The 14,805-nt window shown below is 36.1% G+C and carries 13 protein-coding genes and 1 pseudogene; 11 read left to right on the top strand and 3 right to left on the bottom strand.

Going from position 1 to position 14,805, the window contains the following annotated elements; all coding sequences use genetic code 11:
• Position 1 precedes the first annotated feature (1 nt).
• Together OQ292_RS28920 and OQ292_RS28925 are read right to left on the bottom strand one after the other, a co-directional pair.
• On the bottom strand, positions 2 to 928 hold the full coding sequence (locus OQ292_RS28920) for an alpha-E domain-containing protein (protein WP_284687581.1): 927 nt from the start codon (positions 926 to 928) through the stop codon (positions 2 to 4).
• A gap of 59 nt (positions 929 to 987) precedes the next feature.
• The gene (locus OQ292_RS28925) at positions 988 to 2,448 is read right to left on the bottom strand and encodes a circularly permuted type 2 ATP-grasp protein (RefSeq protein WP_284687582.1); all 1,461 of its coding nucleotides are present in this window, start codon (positions 2,446 to 2,448) and stop codon (positions 988 to 990) included.
• A 463-nt stretch (positions 2,449 to 2,911) separates the two neighbouring features.
• On the opposite strand from OQ292_RS28925, the gene OQ292_RS28930 reads away from it, so the two are divergent.
• Both OQ292_RS28930 and OQ292_RS28935 read left to right on the top strand, forming a co-directional pair.
• The gene (locus OQ292_RS28930) at positions 2,912 to 5,974 is read left to right on the top strand and encodes a WD40/YVTN/BNR-like repeat-containing protein (RefSeq protein ID WP_284687583.1); all 3,063 of its coding nucleotides are present in this window, start codon (positions 2,912 to 2,914) and stop codon (positions 5,972 to 5,974) included.
• 157 nt (positions 5,975 to 6,131) lie between these two features.
• The gene (locus OQ292_RS28935) at positions 6,132 to 7,337 is read left to right on the top strand and encodes a molybdopterin molybdotransferase MoeA (protein ID WP_284687584.1); all 1,206 of its coding nucleotides are present in this window, start codon (positions 6,132 to 6,134) and stop codon (positions 7,335 to 7,337) included.
• A 37-nt stretch (positions 7,338 to 7,374) separates the two neighbouring features.
• On the opposite strand, the gene OQ292_RS28940 is transcribed toward OQ292_RS28935, so the two are convergent.
• Positions 7,375 to 8,475, bottom strand: coding sequence for a glycoside hydrolase family 88/105 protein (locus OQ292_RS28940; protein ID WP_284687585.1), 1,101 nt, complete (start codon positions 8,473 to 8,475; stop codon positions 7,375 to 7,377).
• Between the two features lie 202 nt (positions 8,476 to 8,677).
• Here OQ292_RS28940 and OQ292_RS28945 point away from each other — a divergent pair, with 202 nt between their 5' ends.
• The 9 genes and pseudogenes from OQ292_RS28945 (at position 8,678) to tyrS (ending at position 14,799) form a co-directional block, all read left to right on the top strand.
• Positions 8,678 to 9,385 (top strand): SIMPL domain-containing protein, encoded by a 708-nt coding sequence (locus OQ292_RS28945; protein ID WP_284687586.1) that lies wholly within the window; start codon positions 8,678 to 8,680, stop codon positions 9,383 to 9,385.
• Between the two features lie 38 nt (positions 9,386 to 9,423).
• A complete protein-coding gene (locus OQ292_RS28950) occupies positions 9,424 to 9,972 on the top strand; it encodes a cysteine hydrolase family protein (protein WP_284687587.1) in 549 nt (182 codons plus the stop codon).
• A 36-nt stretch (positions 9,973 to 10,008) separates the two neighbouring features.
• Positions 10,009 to 10,872, top strand: a complete 864-nt coding sequence (locus OQ292_RS28955) for an alpha/beta hydrolase (RefSeq protein WP_284687588.1) — start codon at positions 10,009 to 10,011, stop codon at positions 10,870 to 10,872.
• A 19-nt stretch (positions 10,873 to 10,891) separates the two neighbouring features.
• Positions 10,892 to 11,281, top strand: a complete 390-nt coding sequence (locus OQ292_RS28960) for a VOC family protein (RefSeq protein ID WP_284687589.1) — start codon at positions 10,892 to 10,894, stop codon at positions 11,279 to 11,281.
• 475 nt (positions 11,282 to 11,756) lie between these two features.
• Positions 11,757 to 11,888: pseudogene (locus OQ292_RS41195) on the top strand (transposase); the annotation flags it as partial.
• Between the two features lie 42 nt (positions 11,889 to 11,930).
• The gene (locus tag OQ292_RS28965; protein WP_284687590.1) at positions 11,931 to 12,644 is read left to right on the top strand and encodes an IS1595 family transposase; all 714 of its coding nucleotides are present in this window, start codon (positions 11,931 to 11,933) and stop codon (positions 12,642 to 12,644) included.
• Entirely contained in the window at positions 12,625 to 12,948 is a 324-nt protein-coding gene (locus OQ292_RS28970) for a hypothetical protein (RefSeq protein ID WP_284687591.1), read from the top strand. Before OQ292_RS28965 ends, OQ292_RS28970 begins: the two co-directional genes overlap by 20 nt.
• Before the next feature lie 96 nt (positions 12,949 to 13,044).
• A complete protein-coding gene (locus tag OQ292_RS28975; RefSeq protein WP_284687592.1) occupies positions 13,045 to 14,106 on the top strand; it encodes a bifunctional transcriptional activator/DNA repair enzyme AdaA in 1,062 nt (353 codons plus the stop codon).
• 231 nt (positions 14,107 to 14,337) lie between these two features.
• Positions 14,338 to 14,799 carry a tyrosine--tRNA ligase gene (tyrS, locus tag OQ292_RS28980; protein WP_284687593.1) on the top strand — a complete coding sequence of 154 codons (462 nt, stop codon included), beginning with the start codon at positions 14,338 to 14,340 and terminating at the stop codon, positions 14,797 to 14,799.
• Positions 14,800 to 14,805: the final 6 nt, after the last annotated feature.

Below are 14,805 nucleotides of genomic sequence, written 5' to 3' on the forward strand. Positions count from 1 at the left end.
TTTAATTGAAATATTCTTCTACAATCATTTCACTAATCTTGTAGATTTTAGAAAGTAATTGTTCAAGAAACTCAGGTAAATTATCGTCCAATTCCTTTACTTCCATATACTCAAATGGAATAATAAATTTGGCAATTTTAAACTCTAAGCGATTCTCCCTTTTTCCTTTTTGTGGCTCTATTTCTTTTAAATAGGTTAATGCTTTATTCAAGCAGCTAGAAACTGATCTTGGAAAATCAGGATTGAAAAGCAAGAACTCCATTGTGTTATTTCTATTTGGAGCCGTAGTGTAATACTTAATACACATATCTTTTGCTTCTACACAATCGAGCAAAATCGGATAGATAGATCTACCTATTTTTAACTTCCTGTTTGCTTCAATATCATTCAGCTTGCTAATCATGATTCTCACAATTTGAGAAGCTGTTTCTACTTGCATACCTAATTGAATAAACTTCCAGCCAACATCGTGAAGTAAAGTGTGCTCAATTCTTCCTCTTACATTAGAGCAATGTTGCAATACATGATTTGTAAAATCTGATAAACCTCTGGTTTTGTATACATCAACAGGATAGGTGGCTACAAAATGGTAAAGGTTATTAATCGATTCCCACAGCTCAGAAGAAATACTTTCTCTAACACTTCTGGCATTTTCACGTGCAGAAAATAAAGCCGAAAGTATAGATACTGGATTGTGTTCGTCTAATGCCGCACCTACTAGTACTTCTTCTTCGTTTAAGTTTCCATCAATATCTGGTTTTGGTAACCCAATCATATCGGCAATCGAGAGAATTGCCATGTCATGTTGTTTTAGGTTAGAACCATCTAATGACGAAAAGTATTCAACATTGATATATCTTGCAAGATGTTCGGTTCTTTCTAAATAACGCCCCATCCAGAATAAACTCTCTGCAACTCTTGACAGCATAAATCTTAAGTATCTTTATAATTTGTTTGTTGTTACATATATTTAAATAAAAAAGCAGATCAGTTTACTACCCAAGTATCTTTAGAACCACCACCTTGTGAAGAGTTTACAATCAAACTACCTTCTTTAAGTGCTACTCTTGATAATCCACCTTTCAATACGTACTCATAATCTTTACCCATAAGTGTAAAGGTTCTAAGATCGACATGTCGAGGTTCAAATTTTTCAGTTTTTTCTATATAGGTAGAATGCACTGAAAGATTCATAATTGGTTGGGCAATGTAGCCTCTTGGGTTAGACTTAATGAGTGCTTTTTCTTTTTCAATGCTTTCTTTGGTTTCTTGTGAACCAATAAAAATACCATAGCCACCAGACTGATCTACAGGTTTTACAACCAACTCATCCATATGTTCCAATACATATTTCATGTCGCTTTCAACATCGCAACGGTAGGTAGGCACATTGTGTAAAATTGGATCTTCACCCAAATAGTATTTAATAATTTCTGGCATGTAGGCATAAACGGCTTTATCATCTGCCACACCAGTTCCAGGAGCATTTACCAACGATACATTTCCTTTTCTATATGCACTCATTAAACCGGGAACACCTAATACAGAATCTGGTCTAAATGCAAGTGGATCAAGAAAAGCATCATCAATTCTTCTGTAAATTACGTCTACTTTTTCAGGTCCATAGATCGTGTTCATATAAACAAAATCCTGATCTACAAACAAGTCTCTTCCTTCTACCAACTCTACACCCATTTTAAGTGCTAGTGCAGAGTGTTCGTAATAAGCAGAGTTGTAAATACCTGGAGTTAAAACCACACAAACTGGTTCATCAACACCTTTTGGTCTTACAGATTGAAGAACTTCTAACAACGCAGCCGGATAATCGAACACGTAAGAAACATTAAATCGCTTAAACATGCGAGATAAAGTACGTTTCATAGCATCTCTGTTAGCTAGTACATAGCTCACACCAGAAGGGCATCGAACGTTGTCTTCCAAAATATAATAATTGCCATCTGAGTGGCGAATAAGGTCGGTACCAGAGATATGGCAATAGATTTTTCCCGGAGGGGTAAAGCCATTCATTTCTTTAAGCATGTTGCCAGAAGAGAAAACAAGCTCTTTAGGAATTATACCGTCTTTTAATATCTTTTTATCATGATATAAATCGTCGAGGAAAAGATTAATGGCATGCGCTCTTTGCAGCAAACCTTTCTCTATTACATCCCATTCAGGTTGATGTATAATTCGAGGGAAAAGATCGAATGGAAATATCCTTTCTACACCTTTTGGATTTTGATTATAAGTAGCAAAAGTAATCCCCTGATATAAAAAAGATTTCTTTGCAGACTCATTCATCATCTGATATTCAGATGCTGTAATGGTGTCAAAATTTGAAATTAATTGTTGATAGTAATCTTGTACTTTACCCGGAGAAGAAAAAACCTCATCAAAGAGATTATTCGTTAGTGGGTAGTTGTTAAATAACCCTTCATTATTTTGCATAAAATCAGTTGCTTCATTTGTCAATCAAAAATATCATGTAATAATATTCTGGTTAAGGGTGGATAAATATAATGAATTTTACTTGTTTAATTATCATTAAATATCCCTTTTGTTATTAGTTTACAATAATCTGTAAGTTGTTTAATTTAATTCTAAATTAGATGCAAACTCTTATAAATATCTAAATTAAATTTTAAGAAACAGCTATAATTACAAATATTTTTATAGTTAATAAAAGTATAATAGATTTTTAAGGCAAATTGTTTTGCCTACCTCACAGCCATTTACTGCACGAATTTTATCTTATAGCGATTCTTAATCAATATTAGGGAGGTCAATTTTTTTAATAAAAAAATTCTTGAAAAGCACGTAAGTTTTTCTTGATATAATTAATTATTGCACCCTTCAATTAGCTCAAATTTTTTAATATTGAAACAATTAATATTAACATAACGCACTATCAATGAAAAGACACGGTACAACAATCCGAGAAACGTTGAAATTACTTTTTGCAGGATTCCTGATAAATTTATTAGGAACTGCAAGCATTTTTGCCCAATCTGTTACTACTGATCAGCTTAAAGGTTTAGATTTTAGAAATGTTGGCCCTAACAGAGGCGGGCGAGCAACTACTGCCACTGGTGTTATTCAGGAACCAGGTACATTCTATGTAGGTAGTACTGGTGGAGGTTTGTGGAAAACCATAGACTATGGTAATAGTTGGCATAATGTGTCAGATGGATATTTTACAACTCCATCTTTAGGCGCAGTGAGTGTAGCTCCTTCTAATCCTGAAATAGTTTATGCAGGAACAGGTTCAGACGGACTTAGAAGTAATGTAATTACTGGTAAAGGGATTTATAAATCTAACGATGCTGGTGATTCTTGGGAATTTATTGGCTTAGAAAAAACAGGCCATATTGGAGCAGTAGAAGTCGATCCTAAAAATCCAGATCGTGTTTTTGTTGCTGCAATAGGTAATGGTTTTGTTCCTAATGAAGAAAGAGGAGTTTACAGAACTTTAGATGGAGGTAAATCTTGGGATAAAGTTTTCTATTTATCAGATACTGTAGGTTCATCCGACCTTGAATTCGCACCAGATAATTCGCAAATTATATATGCCGGTATGTGGCATGGCCAAAGAAAACCATGGACAATTATTAGTGGTGGTACAGAAGGTGGAATTTACAAATCTGCAGATGGGGGAGACACTTGGAAGAAACTAGAAAATGGCTTGCCAACTGGTTTAATAGGTAAAATTGATTTAGCAGTTTCTGCAGCAGCACCAGAAGTACTTTATGCTTTGGTAGAAGCTCCGGAAGGTGTTGGAGGATTATATTACTCTGAAGATAGAGGAGAAAGTTTCACCCTAGTGAGCACAGAAAAAGGCTTACTTGATAGACCTTTTTATTATTGTAATGTAGATGTAAACCCACAAAACCCTAAAACTGTTTTTGTGAGTGCAACACGTTTCTTTCACTCCGAAGATGGTGGAAAGAACTGGACAAATATAAGAACACCACACGGTGACAACCACGGTGTATGGATTCATCCAAATGATACAACCCTTTGGGTACAAGTAAATGATGGAGGAGCCAATGTAACCCGTGATGCAAGTGAAAACTGGTCTACTCAGTTTAACCAACCTACTGCAGAGCTTTATCAAGTTGAGGTAGACGACCAATTCCCATATTGGTTGTATGCTGGTCAGCAAGATAACTACACAACCATAGCAGTACCAAGCTTACCTCCATTTGGTGTACAGGCTGGTTCAAATTCTTATATTATTAATACAGGTGGTTGCGAAACTGGTCCGGCTGTACCAAAACCGGGTAATCCTGATATAGTATATGCTAACTGTAAAGGTCGTTTTGGAGTATTCAACAAAAAGACTGGACAAGAAATGCAGTATTATGTAGGTGCATCTAACATGTACGGTCATAATCCAAAAGACTTAAAATTCAGATTCCAGAGAGTTTCTCCGGTTCATGTTTCTCCACACAATCCAGATGTGGTTTATCATGCGTCTCAGTACTTGCACAAAACAGTTGACGAAGGTAAAACTTGGGAAATTATCTCTCCAGACTTAACAGCTTTCACTCCTGAAACACAGGTAATTTCAGGTTCGCCAATTACAAGAGATATTACTGGTGAAGAGTTTTACAGCACTATTTACGCAGTAAAAGAATCTATTATAAAAGAAGGTGAAATTTGGGTAGGGGCAAACGATGGTCCTGTTCATGTAACTAAAGACGGTGGCAAAAACTGGGATAATGTAACACCAAAAGATTTACTACCAGGTGGTAGAGTGCAAACTGTTGAGCCATCTCCGCACAAAGAAGGTAAAGCTTACTTTGCAATCTATCGTTACCTATTGGGAGATTTTAAACCTTACATCTACAAAACAGAAGATTACGGTAAAAGCTGGGAGTTATTAACTACTGGTTCAAATGGTATTCCTTCAGATTATCCTGCTAGAGTAATTAGAGAAGATACAGAAGTTGAAGGCTTATTATATGCAGGTACAGATTACGGTTTGTTCATTTCTTTTGATGATGGTAAAAACTGGCTTCCTTTCGAAAACAACCTTCCATTAACTCCGGTAACAGATATTAAAATCCACCAAGGAGATTTAGTAATGTCTACTATGGGTAGAGGTTTCTGGATTTTAGATGATATTCAAATTCTGAGAGATTTAAAAAATGGAGTTGATAAGAATACACCACAGTTATTTGTAACAAACGAAGCTTACAGATTGAGATACAGAGATACAGATAGCGAGAGTGTTCCTTATTTCCCAGAACCAGGATTAACTATCGATTATTATTTACCTTCTAATACTGATGTAGCAATCGAAATTTATGATGATGCTAATAATTTGGTTCAGTCTTTCGAAAATAAAGTAGCAGCAGCTAAGGAAAAAGGCGAAAGAAACATGTCTACAGAATTTACACCATTTGGTGCTGGATTAACACTTTCTGAGACTGCTGGTGCGCATCGTGTAGTTTGGGATATGAGACATGTTGGCCCGTGGAGCACAAACAAGAGAAGAAGTGGTAATGGTGGTCCAATGGTAACTCCGGGTAAGTACACTGTAAAATTAATTGCAGATGGAAAAGAAGTTTCTAAATCTACAGAGATTAAGATTGATCCGAGAGTTGCTGAAGGTGGTGTAACTACAGCAGATTTAGAGGCACAAGAAGAATTGACTTTAAAAGTTCGCGAGCTTTTAACTAATGTGAGAAAGTTAGAGAATACTGTAAACATGAAAGTTGAAGGTTATAAAGAAGCCAAGCGTGTGAAGAAGAAAGAAAAGCAAACGATAGAAGAAATTGAAAGTCAGTTAACTACAGTTTCTGGCAGATACGAAACACCAATGCTTTCAGATCAGACTAGCTACTTGTATAACATGTTGGAAAGAGCAGATCAGAAGCCGGGTAAAGATGCATACGATCGCTACGAAGAGTTAAAGAAAGAATATGAAGCTTTAAAAGAGCAAGGCTTAAACTACTTAGGTAGCAAATAAGCATTTATAAAAAAAATCAAAATGATGGCTTGTGAAACTCACAAGCCATTTTTTTTGGAAGAAGGTTATAAGTTTGGCAATAATTATTGGCTTATTTATGACATATTCCCTTATCTGACCATTAACTTTGAATGGAATTTTAAACTATCAAATTACCATGATCACTGTAGAAGAAGCTGAGAAAATTGTAATGAGCCATGTGATGGATTATAGCGAAGAAACCATCAATATAGAAGAAGCGATGAATAAGGTTTTGCGTGAAGATATAAGTGCAGATCGAGATTTTCCTCCATTTAATCGTGTAACTATGGATGGCATTGCTATCAATTTTGAAGCTTTTAAAAATGGTAAGCGAACATTTAAAATAGAAGGTGTCGCTGCAGCAGGAAGCCCACAAATGAAATTGGTAGACACCGAAAACTGTTTGGAAGTGATGACGGGGGCGATCTTGCCAGAAAATGTAGATACAGTTATTCGCTACGAAGATATTGAAGATGCAGATGGAATTGCCACAATTATAGAAGAACAAATCAAGCAAGGGCAAAATATACATGGCAAAGGTGAAGACAGATTAAAAGGAGATGTAATTCTAAAAAGTGGAACGGTACTTTCAGCAGCAGAAATAGGTGTAATTGCGACAGTTGGTAAAGCTGAAATTTCGGTGAGTAAGTTGCCTCGCACCATCATTATTTCTTCTGGCGATGAGTTGGTAGAAATCGAAGAGAAACCTAAAGCGCATCAAATAAGAAAATCGAATGTATATAGCTTACTTGCCTATTTAAAAACTTTTGGTGTAGAAGCAGATCAGGTGCATTTAACCGATGATTTAGAAGATATTAAAACTCAGGTAGCTCACTTTTTAGAGAATTACGATGTAATTATTTTAAGTGGAGGAGTTTCTAAAGGCAAATTCGATTTTATTCCGCAGGCAATGGATGAGTTGGGGGTTGAAAAGCTTTTTCATAAAATTAAACAAAGACCTGGTAAACCATTTTGGTTTGGCAAACATCAAGCTGGACCATTGGTATTTGCATTACCGGGAAATCCAGTATCTTCTTTTATGTGTTTTCAATGTTATATACTACCTTGGTTAAAGGCCTCTTTAGGAATTGAAAGTGCAAAAGTTCTCAAAGCAAAATTGGCTCAAGAAATTAGCTTTAAACCAGAATTGAGCTATTTTATGCAAGTAAAAGTTGAGTTTAACGAAGAAGGAACATTAATGGCAATTCCTGTAGAAGGACATGGTTCTGGTGATTTGGCGAACTTAGCAGATGCCGATGCTTTTCTAGAATTACCCATGGGAAAAGACATTTATGAAAAAGGAGAAGTACATAAACTCCACCTATTTAGAAAGATATTCTAATAAAAAGAGCGAAGTTTTGGCTTCGCTCTTTTTTTGTTTAATTATCAACCTCTAATTTAATCACTTCACTACCTGCAAGAAGAAAAGCACCAGTTCCGAAAACCTCCCAGCTATCTTCGCTCACAGCTCTTGGGTCTTGCCCAATTGGTTGTACCCAACCAACTCTACCTTCAGTATTTACCACTGTTGTCAACGAAGTCCAAGCTTTTCTAACTACTGGTAAATATTCATCTTTATCTAAAAAACCATTATTTATGCCCCAAGCAAGTGCGTAGCAGTAAAATCCAGTTCCACTGGTTTCTCCATCAGGGTATGATTCTGGGTCTAATAAACTTGCTTTCCAAAAGCCATCTGGTCTTTGCAAAGAAGCAATTCTGGCAGCCATTTCTTTATAAACTTCGATATAGAAAGGTCTAGTTTCCCAGTTTTTCGGGAGCTCTTCAATCACTTTAGCAAGTCCGGCTAGTACCCAGCCATTTCCTCTAGACCAGAAAATTTTCTCACCATTGGCTTCTCTTTTATCTGTATCTTTTCCGGCAATTACATAGTTAAGATCGCGAGCAAAAAGGTCTTCTTCTTTATCGTAGAGCTGATCGTAACACTCTTTCCAAAGTTTATCATTATAGGTGATGTACTTAGAATCGTTGGTAACATTGGCCAATTTAACAAATGCAGGTGGCGCCATAAACAGGGCATCGCACCACCACCAATCCATGTTCATGATTGCATGATTAAAATCTGGGGTTTCACTCATCATTTTATCCACCGAATCTTTAAAAGGCTGAATCATATATTCTTTGCCTTTTATGCGATACAAATCGATATAAGTTTGAGCAATGGCGTGGTCATCTGCGTGTCGTAAACGCTCTCCGGGAATCCACTTTGTTTCTTTACCCATAGCCAATGCAGCTTTCAGTAATTTTTTATTACCAGTGGTTTCGTAAACAGCCATTATACCAGTGTAAAAAGCACCGTTTGTCCAGTCGTAGGGTTTGTGTTTTGGATGTTCAATCTGCCAGAGAGCAGCCTTATCCATAGTATTTTTAATGTATTGAGTTTCAAATACTTCTTCCTGCGCTAAAAGTGTCAATGGAAACAAGCAGCAGAATATGATTGCTAGTTTACTTATCTTCTTCATTTTTGATTTACTAGTATGTGGTAAAAAATAGTGAATGTGAAATATTTCTAATTTATGCAGGAAGAAACTCAAAAGTTATCAATCTTGCAAAAAGTCTATTAAAATTGTTTCTGAAACATGAAATTCCATTTCTGGTATAGACCATATTTAGTGAATCTAGAATTTTAGCTTAATTAGATTAAAAACTTTAAAGAGTAAAAGCATGAAAAAACTATTTGTATTTATTACACTTTTATTAATTCAACTTACTGCATTCTCACAAACAACAGGTAAGAATTTTATTGATGAAAATTACATCGAAGTAAAAGGCAAGGCTGAAATGGAAGTTGTTCCAGATGAAATTTATTTAAAAGTATTGATTAGTGAGAAAGACACAAAAGACAAGGTTTCTCTGGAAGAGCAAGAAAAAGCAATGATTAAAGAATTGAAAAATCTTGGAATAGATGTAGAAAAAAACGTATCTGTTATAGACCTTTCGAGTAACTTTCAATCTTATTGGTTAAAGAAAACAGATATAATTAATGGCAAAGAGTATCAGATTAAAGTAAATGACGCAAACACTGCGGGTAAGATTTTTAAAGCGATGGAGAACATTAATATTTCCAATATGTTTGTAGACCATGTAGCACATTCTAAAATTGAAAAATTTAGAAGAGAAGTAAAAGTTGCTGCTATTAAAGCTGCCAAAGAGAAAGCGAGTGACTTAGCTAATGCCATAGATCAACAAGTTGGAAGAGCACTTTATATTGAGGAAATTCCTAATTACAATATTAATCAGAATTTTAGAAGGTCTGAAGTTTCTAATATTGCTATTACAGGAATGTCTTTTTCAAATGCTACTGAACCACAGATCGATTTTGAAAAAATTAAGTTAGAATATGAAATTTTGGCTCGTTTTAAACTCGAATAAATCGCGTAAATTAGATCAATTTGCTCTATTTTTAGAACATGAGAGCATTATTGATAATAGATATGCAACAGGTTTCTTTTACACCGAAAACTCCTCGTTTCGAAGCTGAAGAAGTCGTAGAAAGAATTAATCTGATTGCCGACCAATTCAGAAAAGAGAATGAATTGGTCATTTTTATTCAGCACGATGGTACAAAAGAAGGAGAATGTATTCCCGGAACAGACGAATGGCAGCTCCTTCCTTCACTTAAAATTTCGTCATCAGATCGCCTAGTTCATAAAACTGCTAATGATGCATTTTACAGAACTGAGTTGAAAGATATCTTAGAATCAAACAAAGTAGATGAATTGGTAATTACAGGTTGTGCCACAGATTTTTGTGTAGATGCCACAGTAAAATCAGCTTTGGTAAATGATTACAACATTACTGTAATTGGCAACGCCCACACCACTGCCGATAGAGGAGAGTTCACTTCAGCATCTCTTGTAAAATACTATAATTGGCTTTGGCAATGTATGTCACCCACCGAAGGTAAAATTGAAGTAATCACATATTCAGAGCTTTTAGAAAAATATGATATAGCATGAATTAATAACCCTATCAAATACTGAAACTAATTAAATATGAAACACACCTTATTATCAATTTGTCTTTTAATTTTCACTTCGCTTACTGCTTTTTCGCAAACCGGAAAAGTGTACGATAACCTCACTGTAAGCAGTAAAATTCTCAACAGCGAACGCAAGTTTTCGATCTATCTTCCGCCAGATTATGAAACCTCTGAGCGAAGCTATCCGGTTTTGTATTTGTTACATGGAGCGGGTGACGACCACACTGGTTGGGTGCAATTTGGTGAAGTGCTACACATTGCAGACAAAGCCATTAAAGAGGGTAAAGCCACACCCATGATTATTGTAATGCCAGATGCTGACACAGGTCGCAGAGGTTATTTTAACACCATTGATGGCAATTGGAAATACGAAGATTTCTTTTTTGAAGAGCTCGTACCTTATGTTGAAAAGACCTATCGCATCAAAGGAACTAAAAGATTTAGAGCTGTAGCCGGTCTCTCTATGGGAGGCGGAGGCACTTTTATGTATGCATTGCACCATCCAGAGATGTTTTCATCAGCTTGTCCGCTCAGTGCTTATGTTGGCCCTCTTACATTGGACGATATGAAAACCAGATTTGAGCGTACTGGTGAAAAGTATAAGGAATCGGAAATGCAGGCTTATTTTGATCAGCATAATGCGGTTTCTTTAGTGAACAGTTTAGATGCTGAAAAGGTTAAATCTGTAAGATGGTTTATAGACTGTGGTGACGATGATTTTTTGTATGAGGGCAACAGTCTGATACATATAGCCATGCGCAAAAAAGAAATCCCTCATGAATTTAGAATTAGAGATGGTGGACACACTTGGACTTATTGGAGAGATTCACTACCTGTGGTTTTAGGATTCGTTTCGGATGCTTTTCATCAGTATTAACCGATAAACAAATAAGAAAATGGCATCAAGTTATAAACCCGAAGGATACAATTCTATCTCGCCCTATTTTGTAGTTGAAAATGCTCAACTTATGATTAATTTTTTAGATCAGATTTTTAACATAGATGAACTACGCAGATACGAAAACGCAGAAGGTAAAATCGTGCATGCAGAGGTAAAGATAGACGATTCTGTAATTATGTTGGCAGATGCAAACGAGCAGTTTCCACCTAATCAATTGCTTATTCATGTATATGTGGCAGATGTTGATGCAACATTTAAAAAAGCCATTGCAGCAGGTTGCATAGAATTAGGTAAGCCACAAAGCAGAGAAGGCGACCCAGATAAAAGAGGAAGTTTTAAAGATATTTTCGGCAATTTCTGGTCGGTTTCTACGCAGATGGGCTAGAGGTTTTAAGAAGATTTCTTGAATAGCTAAATCTCATTTCTCAATTTTGGGAGATGAGATTTTTTATATCTTAGCCAAAAATTTCAATAGCCAGTAATGGAAAGAATATTATTAAGTATTGGACTTTCAATTCTTGTATTAACAGTACTTTTATATTTAAATAACTCAGCTAAGAAAAAAATACCAATAAATGATTCTGGGTGGTATGAGCTTCGGGTAAGTAGATTATTTCAATTTCTTGGAATAATCATATGTATGATGGGAGTTTCATTTCTAAGTATTCTTATAGATGAAAATGACAAGCAGGTATTAATAGCTATCTTAATTCTCTCTCTAGGATTTATTTATTTAGGTTTCATGTGTTGGTTATTATATTAAATGATTATCCGTAAAGCTACCACAAAGTAAATAGGGTATGGTCTGCGCTTCGAAATTAGCTCAAAAACAGGTCATTATGGATAGTATTATTGAAATCATGGAAGCGTACCGCAATGAGCAGGTATGCCGTGAGCGTTTCAAGGAAATCAGGGATAAAGCAGGTGTTTGTTGCAAGAAATGCGGTAGCCAAGAGCATTACTGGCTAAATAGCAAGCAGATGTACCAATGCAAGTCATGCAGTTTTAGGACAGGCCTCCGCAGTGGCACCATCATGGAAGCTTCCAAACTTCCGTTTCGCTACTGGTTCGTTGCTATCTGGCTGATGGGCTGTAGCAAGAAAGGTTCTTCTGCCTGTAATGTGCAGAGGCAGCTCAATCATAAGCGCTATGAACCTATCTGGGCAATGATGCACAAAATACGCTCTGCGATGGGCCAACGGGACAACCACTACTTGCTGGGAGGCAATATTGAGGTAGACGAAGGGTTCTTTGAAACACTAGTACCCGAGGGGCAGAAGGAAGAGGAGAGAAAGCGGGGAAGGGGGAGCCAGAAGCAGACCATGGCGATGGTCTTTGCACAGACAGAGGTGGTGCTACAGCCTAAAAAACACCGCCCTTCTAAAAGGTGCAAGTATTTCAAAATGGCTGTATGCGCTGATTTTACAGTAGAAACTGCTAGAAATACGATTACCCGGCATGTTGCCCAGAATGCCAAGATGATTACAGATGGCTATTCAACCTATCAGTCACTGGCAGGAGAGTTCGCGATGGATGTGGAAAAAGTGCCCTCAAAACAGGCCCATATCAAACTACCTTGGGTACATACAGCCATTGGGAATGCAAAGAAAGTCCTACAAGGGATATATCAGCATACAAGGCCAGGGTATCTACAGAATTATCTAGATGAGTTCTGTTACAAACTCAATAGAAGATACTTTGAAAATGATATTTTTGACAGAATATTAATTGCTTGTACGCTCACTTGAGCTTGTGGTAAGAATACGGATAATCATTTTATATTATAACCATCATTTAAGTTTTAATGAGAAAACCATCATTGTTTCTAATAATTACGGAAAAATAAATTCAATTGATTGGGATCAAATTAAAGACATAAAATTCAATGCTTTTGCTGGTACGATTACAATTAAAAGTAATAATGGAATTGTAATTAAGATTCATCAGTATATTGTTGGTTTGAAAAGATTTACAGACATGATAGAAAAGAAAACTGCTTGGACTGCAAAAGAACTTAGAATTCCTGTAAATGATCAATTTAGACTTAATTGAAGTATTATTAGAAAAAAAATACTTGCCAAAAAATCGGTTGCTGCTAGGTTCTAATCTCTGCATATTTGAATAAATTAATCTTCAAAGAAATATAAAATGCCAGTTACCGAATCAGACAAAATTGATAATTACTATCAGGCACTCATAGATCGAAATTCTGCCTTTACCGGAATCTTTTATGTTGGTGTAAAAACCACTACAGTTTTTTGTATTGCCACTTGCAGAGCCCGAAAACCGAAGAAAGAAAATGTAGAATTTTTCGAAAACTTTAAAGAAGCTTTGCAAAATGGATATCGACCTTGTAAAGTTTGCAAGCCAACCGAAAATGCCAACAAACCGCCAGAACAAGTTGAACAAGCCATTGAATTGGTAAAATTAAATCCCAAAGAGAAAATTTCGGATTACAGACTTAGGCAAGAAAACATTAGCCCCGATTTGGTAAGACGCTGGTTTAAAGATCATTACAGCATGACTTTTCATAGTTACCAGCGCATGTACAGAATCAATAATGCTTACAAAGAGTTGAAAGAAGGTAAAAGAACAACCGATGCAGCATTCGATTTGGGTTATGAGTCGCTAAGCGGTTTTGGCTATACTTATAAAAAGATTTTAGGTAAATCTCCGGCTAAAAGTCAGGCAAAAAATGTGGTGTTGATTGATAGAACTACCACACCACTCGGCCCCATGTTTATTTGTGCGACGGAGAAAGGCATATGTCTTTTAGAGTTCACCGATAGAAAAATGTTGGAAACAGAGTTTAAAGACTTACAGCACCTGTTAAAAGCTGAAATTCTTACGGGTGAAAATGCACACATCAAACAAGTAAAAAGAGAATTAAACGAATATTTTGAAGGTAAAAGAACCCAGTTTGATGTAGCTCTCGACACACCGGGAACAGAGTTTCAAAGTCTGGTTTGGGAGAAGTTAAAACAAATTCCACTCGGAGAGACCACAAACTATCAAGCTTTAGCCGAAAATTTAGAGAAGCCCAATGCAGTAAGAGCTGTCGCCAATGCCAATGGGCATAACAGAATTTCTATTATTGTTCCATGCCACAGGGTAATTGGCAAAGACGGAAACCTAACTGGCTACGGCGGAGGAATTGAACGGAAAAAGTGGTTGATAGAATTTGAGAAAAAGGTATATCAAGCGCAATGAAAAAAATTCTTAGACATTTTCCGAAATTTTAATTTAGCTTTGCACTAATGAAGCACTTGAACAGCATATTACGCCTACCATTTTTCAATGATTATTATTATTCAATGATAGTTCGGGTAAGGTATGTTTATGCTTCATCACACTCCTCATTGCAGTAAAATAATATAAACATATCTCCAAAAGCCCGGACATTCAGTTGTTCGGGCTTTTTTTATTTAATCAATTTTAAAAATGAATGTACTAAAAGAAAATGTCGAAATCATTCTTCCAGAAACTGGACTTGAGCAAAAACTAGAAGAAGCTAAAAAAGAAAATCGAAGTTTGATTATTAAACTAGGTTTCGACCCTACAGCGCCAGATTTGCACCTTGGGCATGCCGTTGTGTTGAAAAAGCTAAAGCAGTTTCAAGATTTAGGTCACCAAGTTATCATTATTGTAGGCAGTTTTACTGCGCAAATTGGTGACCCGACAGGAAAAAATAAAAGCAGAAAGCCACTGAGTCCAGAAGAGGTTTTACAAAATGCAGATACTTACATCAAACAATTATCTAAGGTTATTGATGTAGAAAAGGCAGAAATTCACTTTAATTCAGATTGGTTAAATGCACTTTCTTTCCAACAAATTATTCAACTACTTTCTAAAGTTACAGTGGCTCAGCTCATGCACCGCAACGATTTTAACAAACGATTCTAAGTACCT

The sequence above is a fragment of the Chondrinema litorale genome (assembly GCF_026250525.1).
GTDB classification, from domain to species: domain Bacteria; phylum Bacteroidota; class Bacteroidia; order Cytophagales; family Flammeovirgaceae; genus Chondrinema; species Chondrinema litorale.

Coding starts and splice junctions, on each gene's coding strand:
- OQ292_RS28930 (WP_284687583.1), top strand. CDS start 2,912: ATGAAAAGACACGGTACAACAATCCGAGAAACGTTGAAATTACTTTTT.
- OQ292_RS28935 (WP_284687584.1), top strand. CDS start 6,132: ATGATCACTGTAGAAGAAGCTGAGAAAATTGTAATGAGCCATGTGATG.
- OQ292_RS28965 (WP_284687590.1), top strand. CDS start 11,931: ATGGAAGCTTCCAAACTTCCGTTTCGCTACTGGTTCGTTGCTATCTGG.
- OQ292_RS28945 (WP_284687586.1), top strand. CDS start 8,678: ATGAAAAAACTATTTGTATTTATTACACTTTTATTAATTCAACTTACT.
- OQ292_RS28950 (WP_284687587.1), top strand. CDS start 9,424: ATGAGAGCATTATTGATAATAGATATGCAACAGGTTTCTTTTACACCG.
- OQ292_RS28925 (WP_284687582.1), bottom strand. CDS start 2,448: ATGCAAAATAATGAAGGGTTATTTAACAACTACCCACTAACGAATAAT.
- tyrS (WP_284687593.1), top strand. CDS start 14,338: ATGAATGTACTAAAAGAAAATGTCGAAATCATTCTTCCAGAAACTGGA.
- OQ292_RS28955 (WP_284687588.1), top strand. CDS start 10,009: ATGAAACACACCTTATTATCAATTTGTCTTTTAATTTTCACTTCGCTT.
- OQ292_RS28960 (WP_284687589.1), top strand. CDS start 10,892: ATGGCATCAAGTTATAAACCCGAAGGATACAATTCTATCTCGCCCTAT.
- OQ292_RS28975 (WP_284687592.1), top strand. CDS start 13,045: ATGCCAGTTACCGAATCAGACAAAATTGATAATTACTATCAGGCACTC.
- OQ292_RS28940 (WP_284687585.1), bottom strand. CDS start 8,475: ATGAAGAAGATAAGTAAACTAGCAATCATATTCTGCTGCTTGTTTCCA.
- OQ292_RS28920 (WP_284687581.1), bottom strand. CDS start 928: ATGCTGTCAAGAGTTGCAGAGAGTTTATTCTGGATGGGGCGTTATTTA.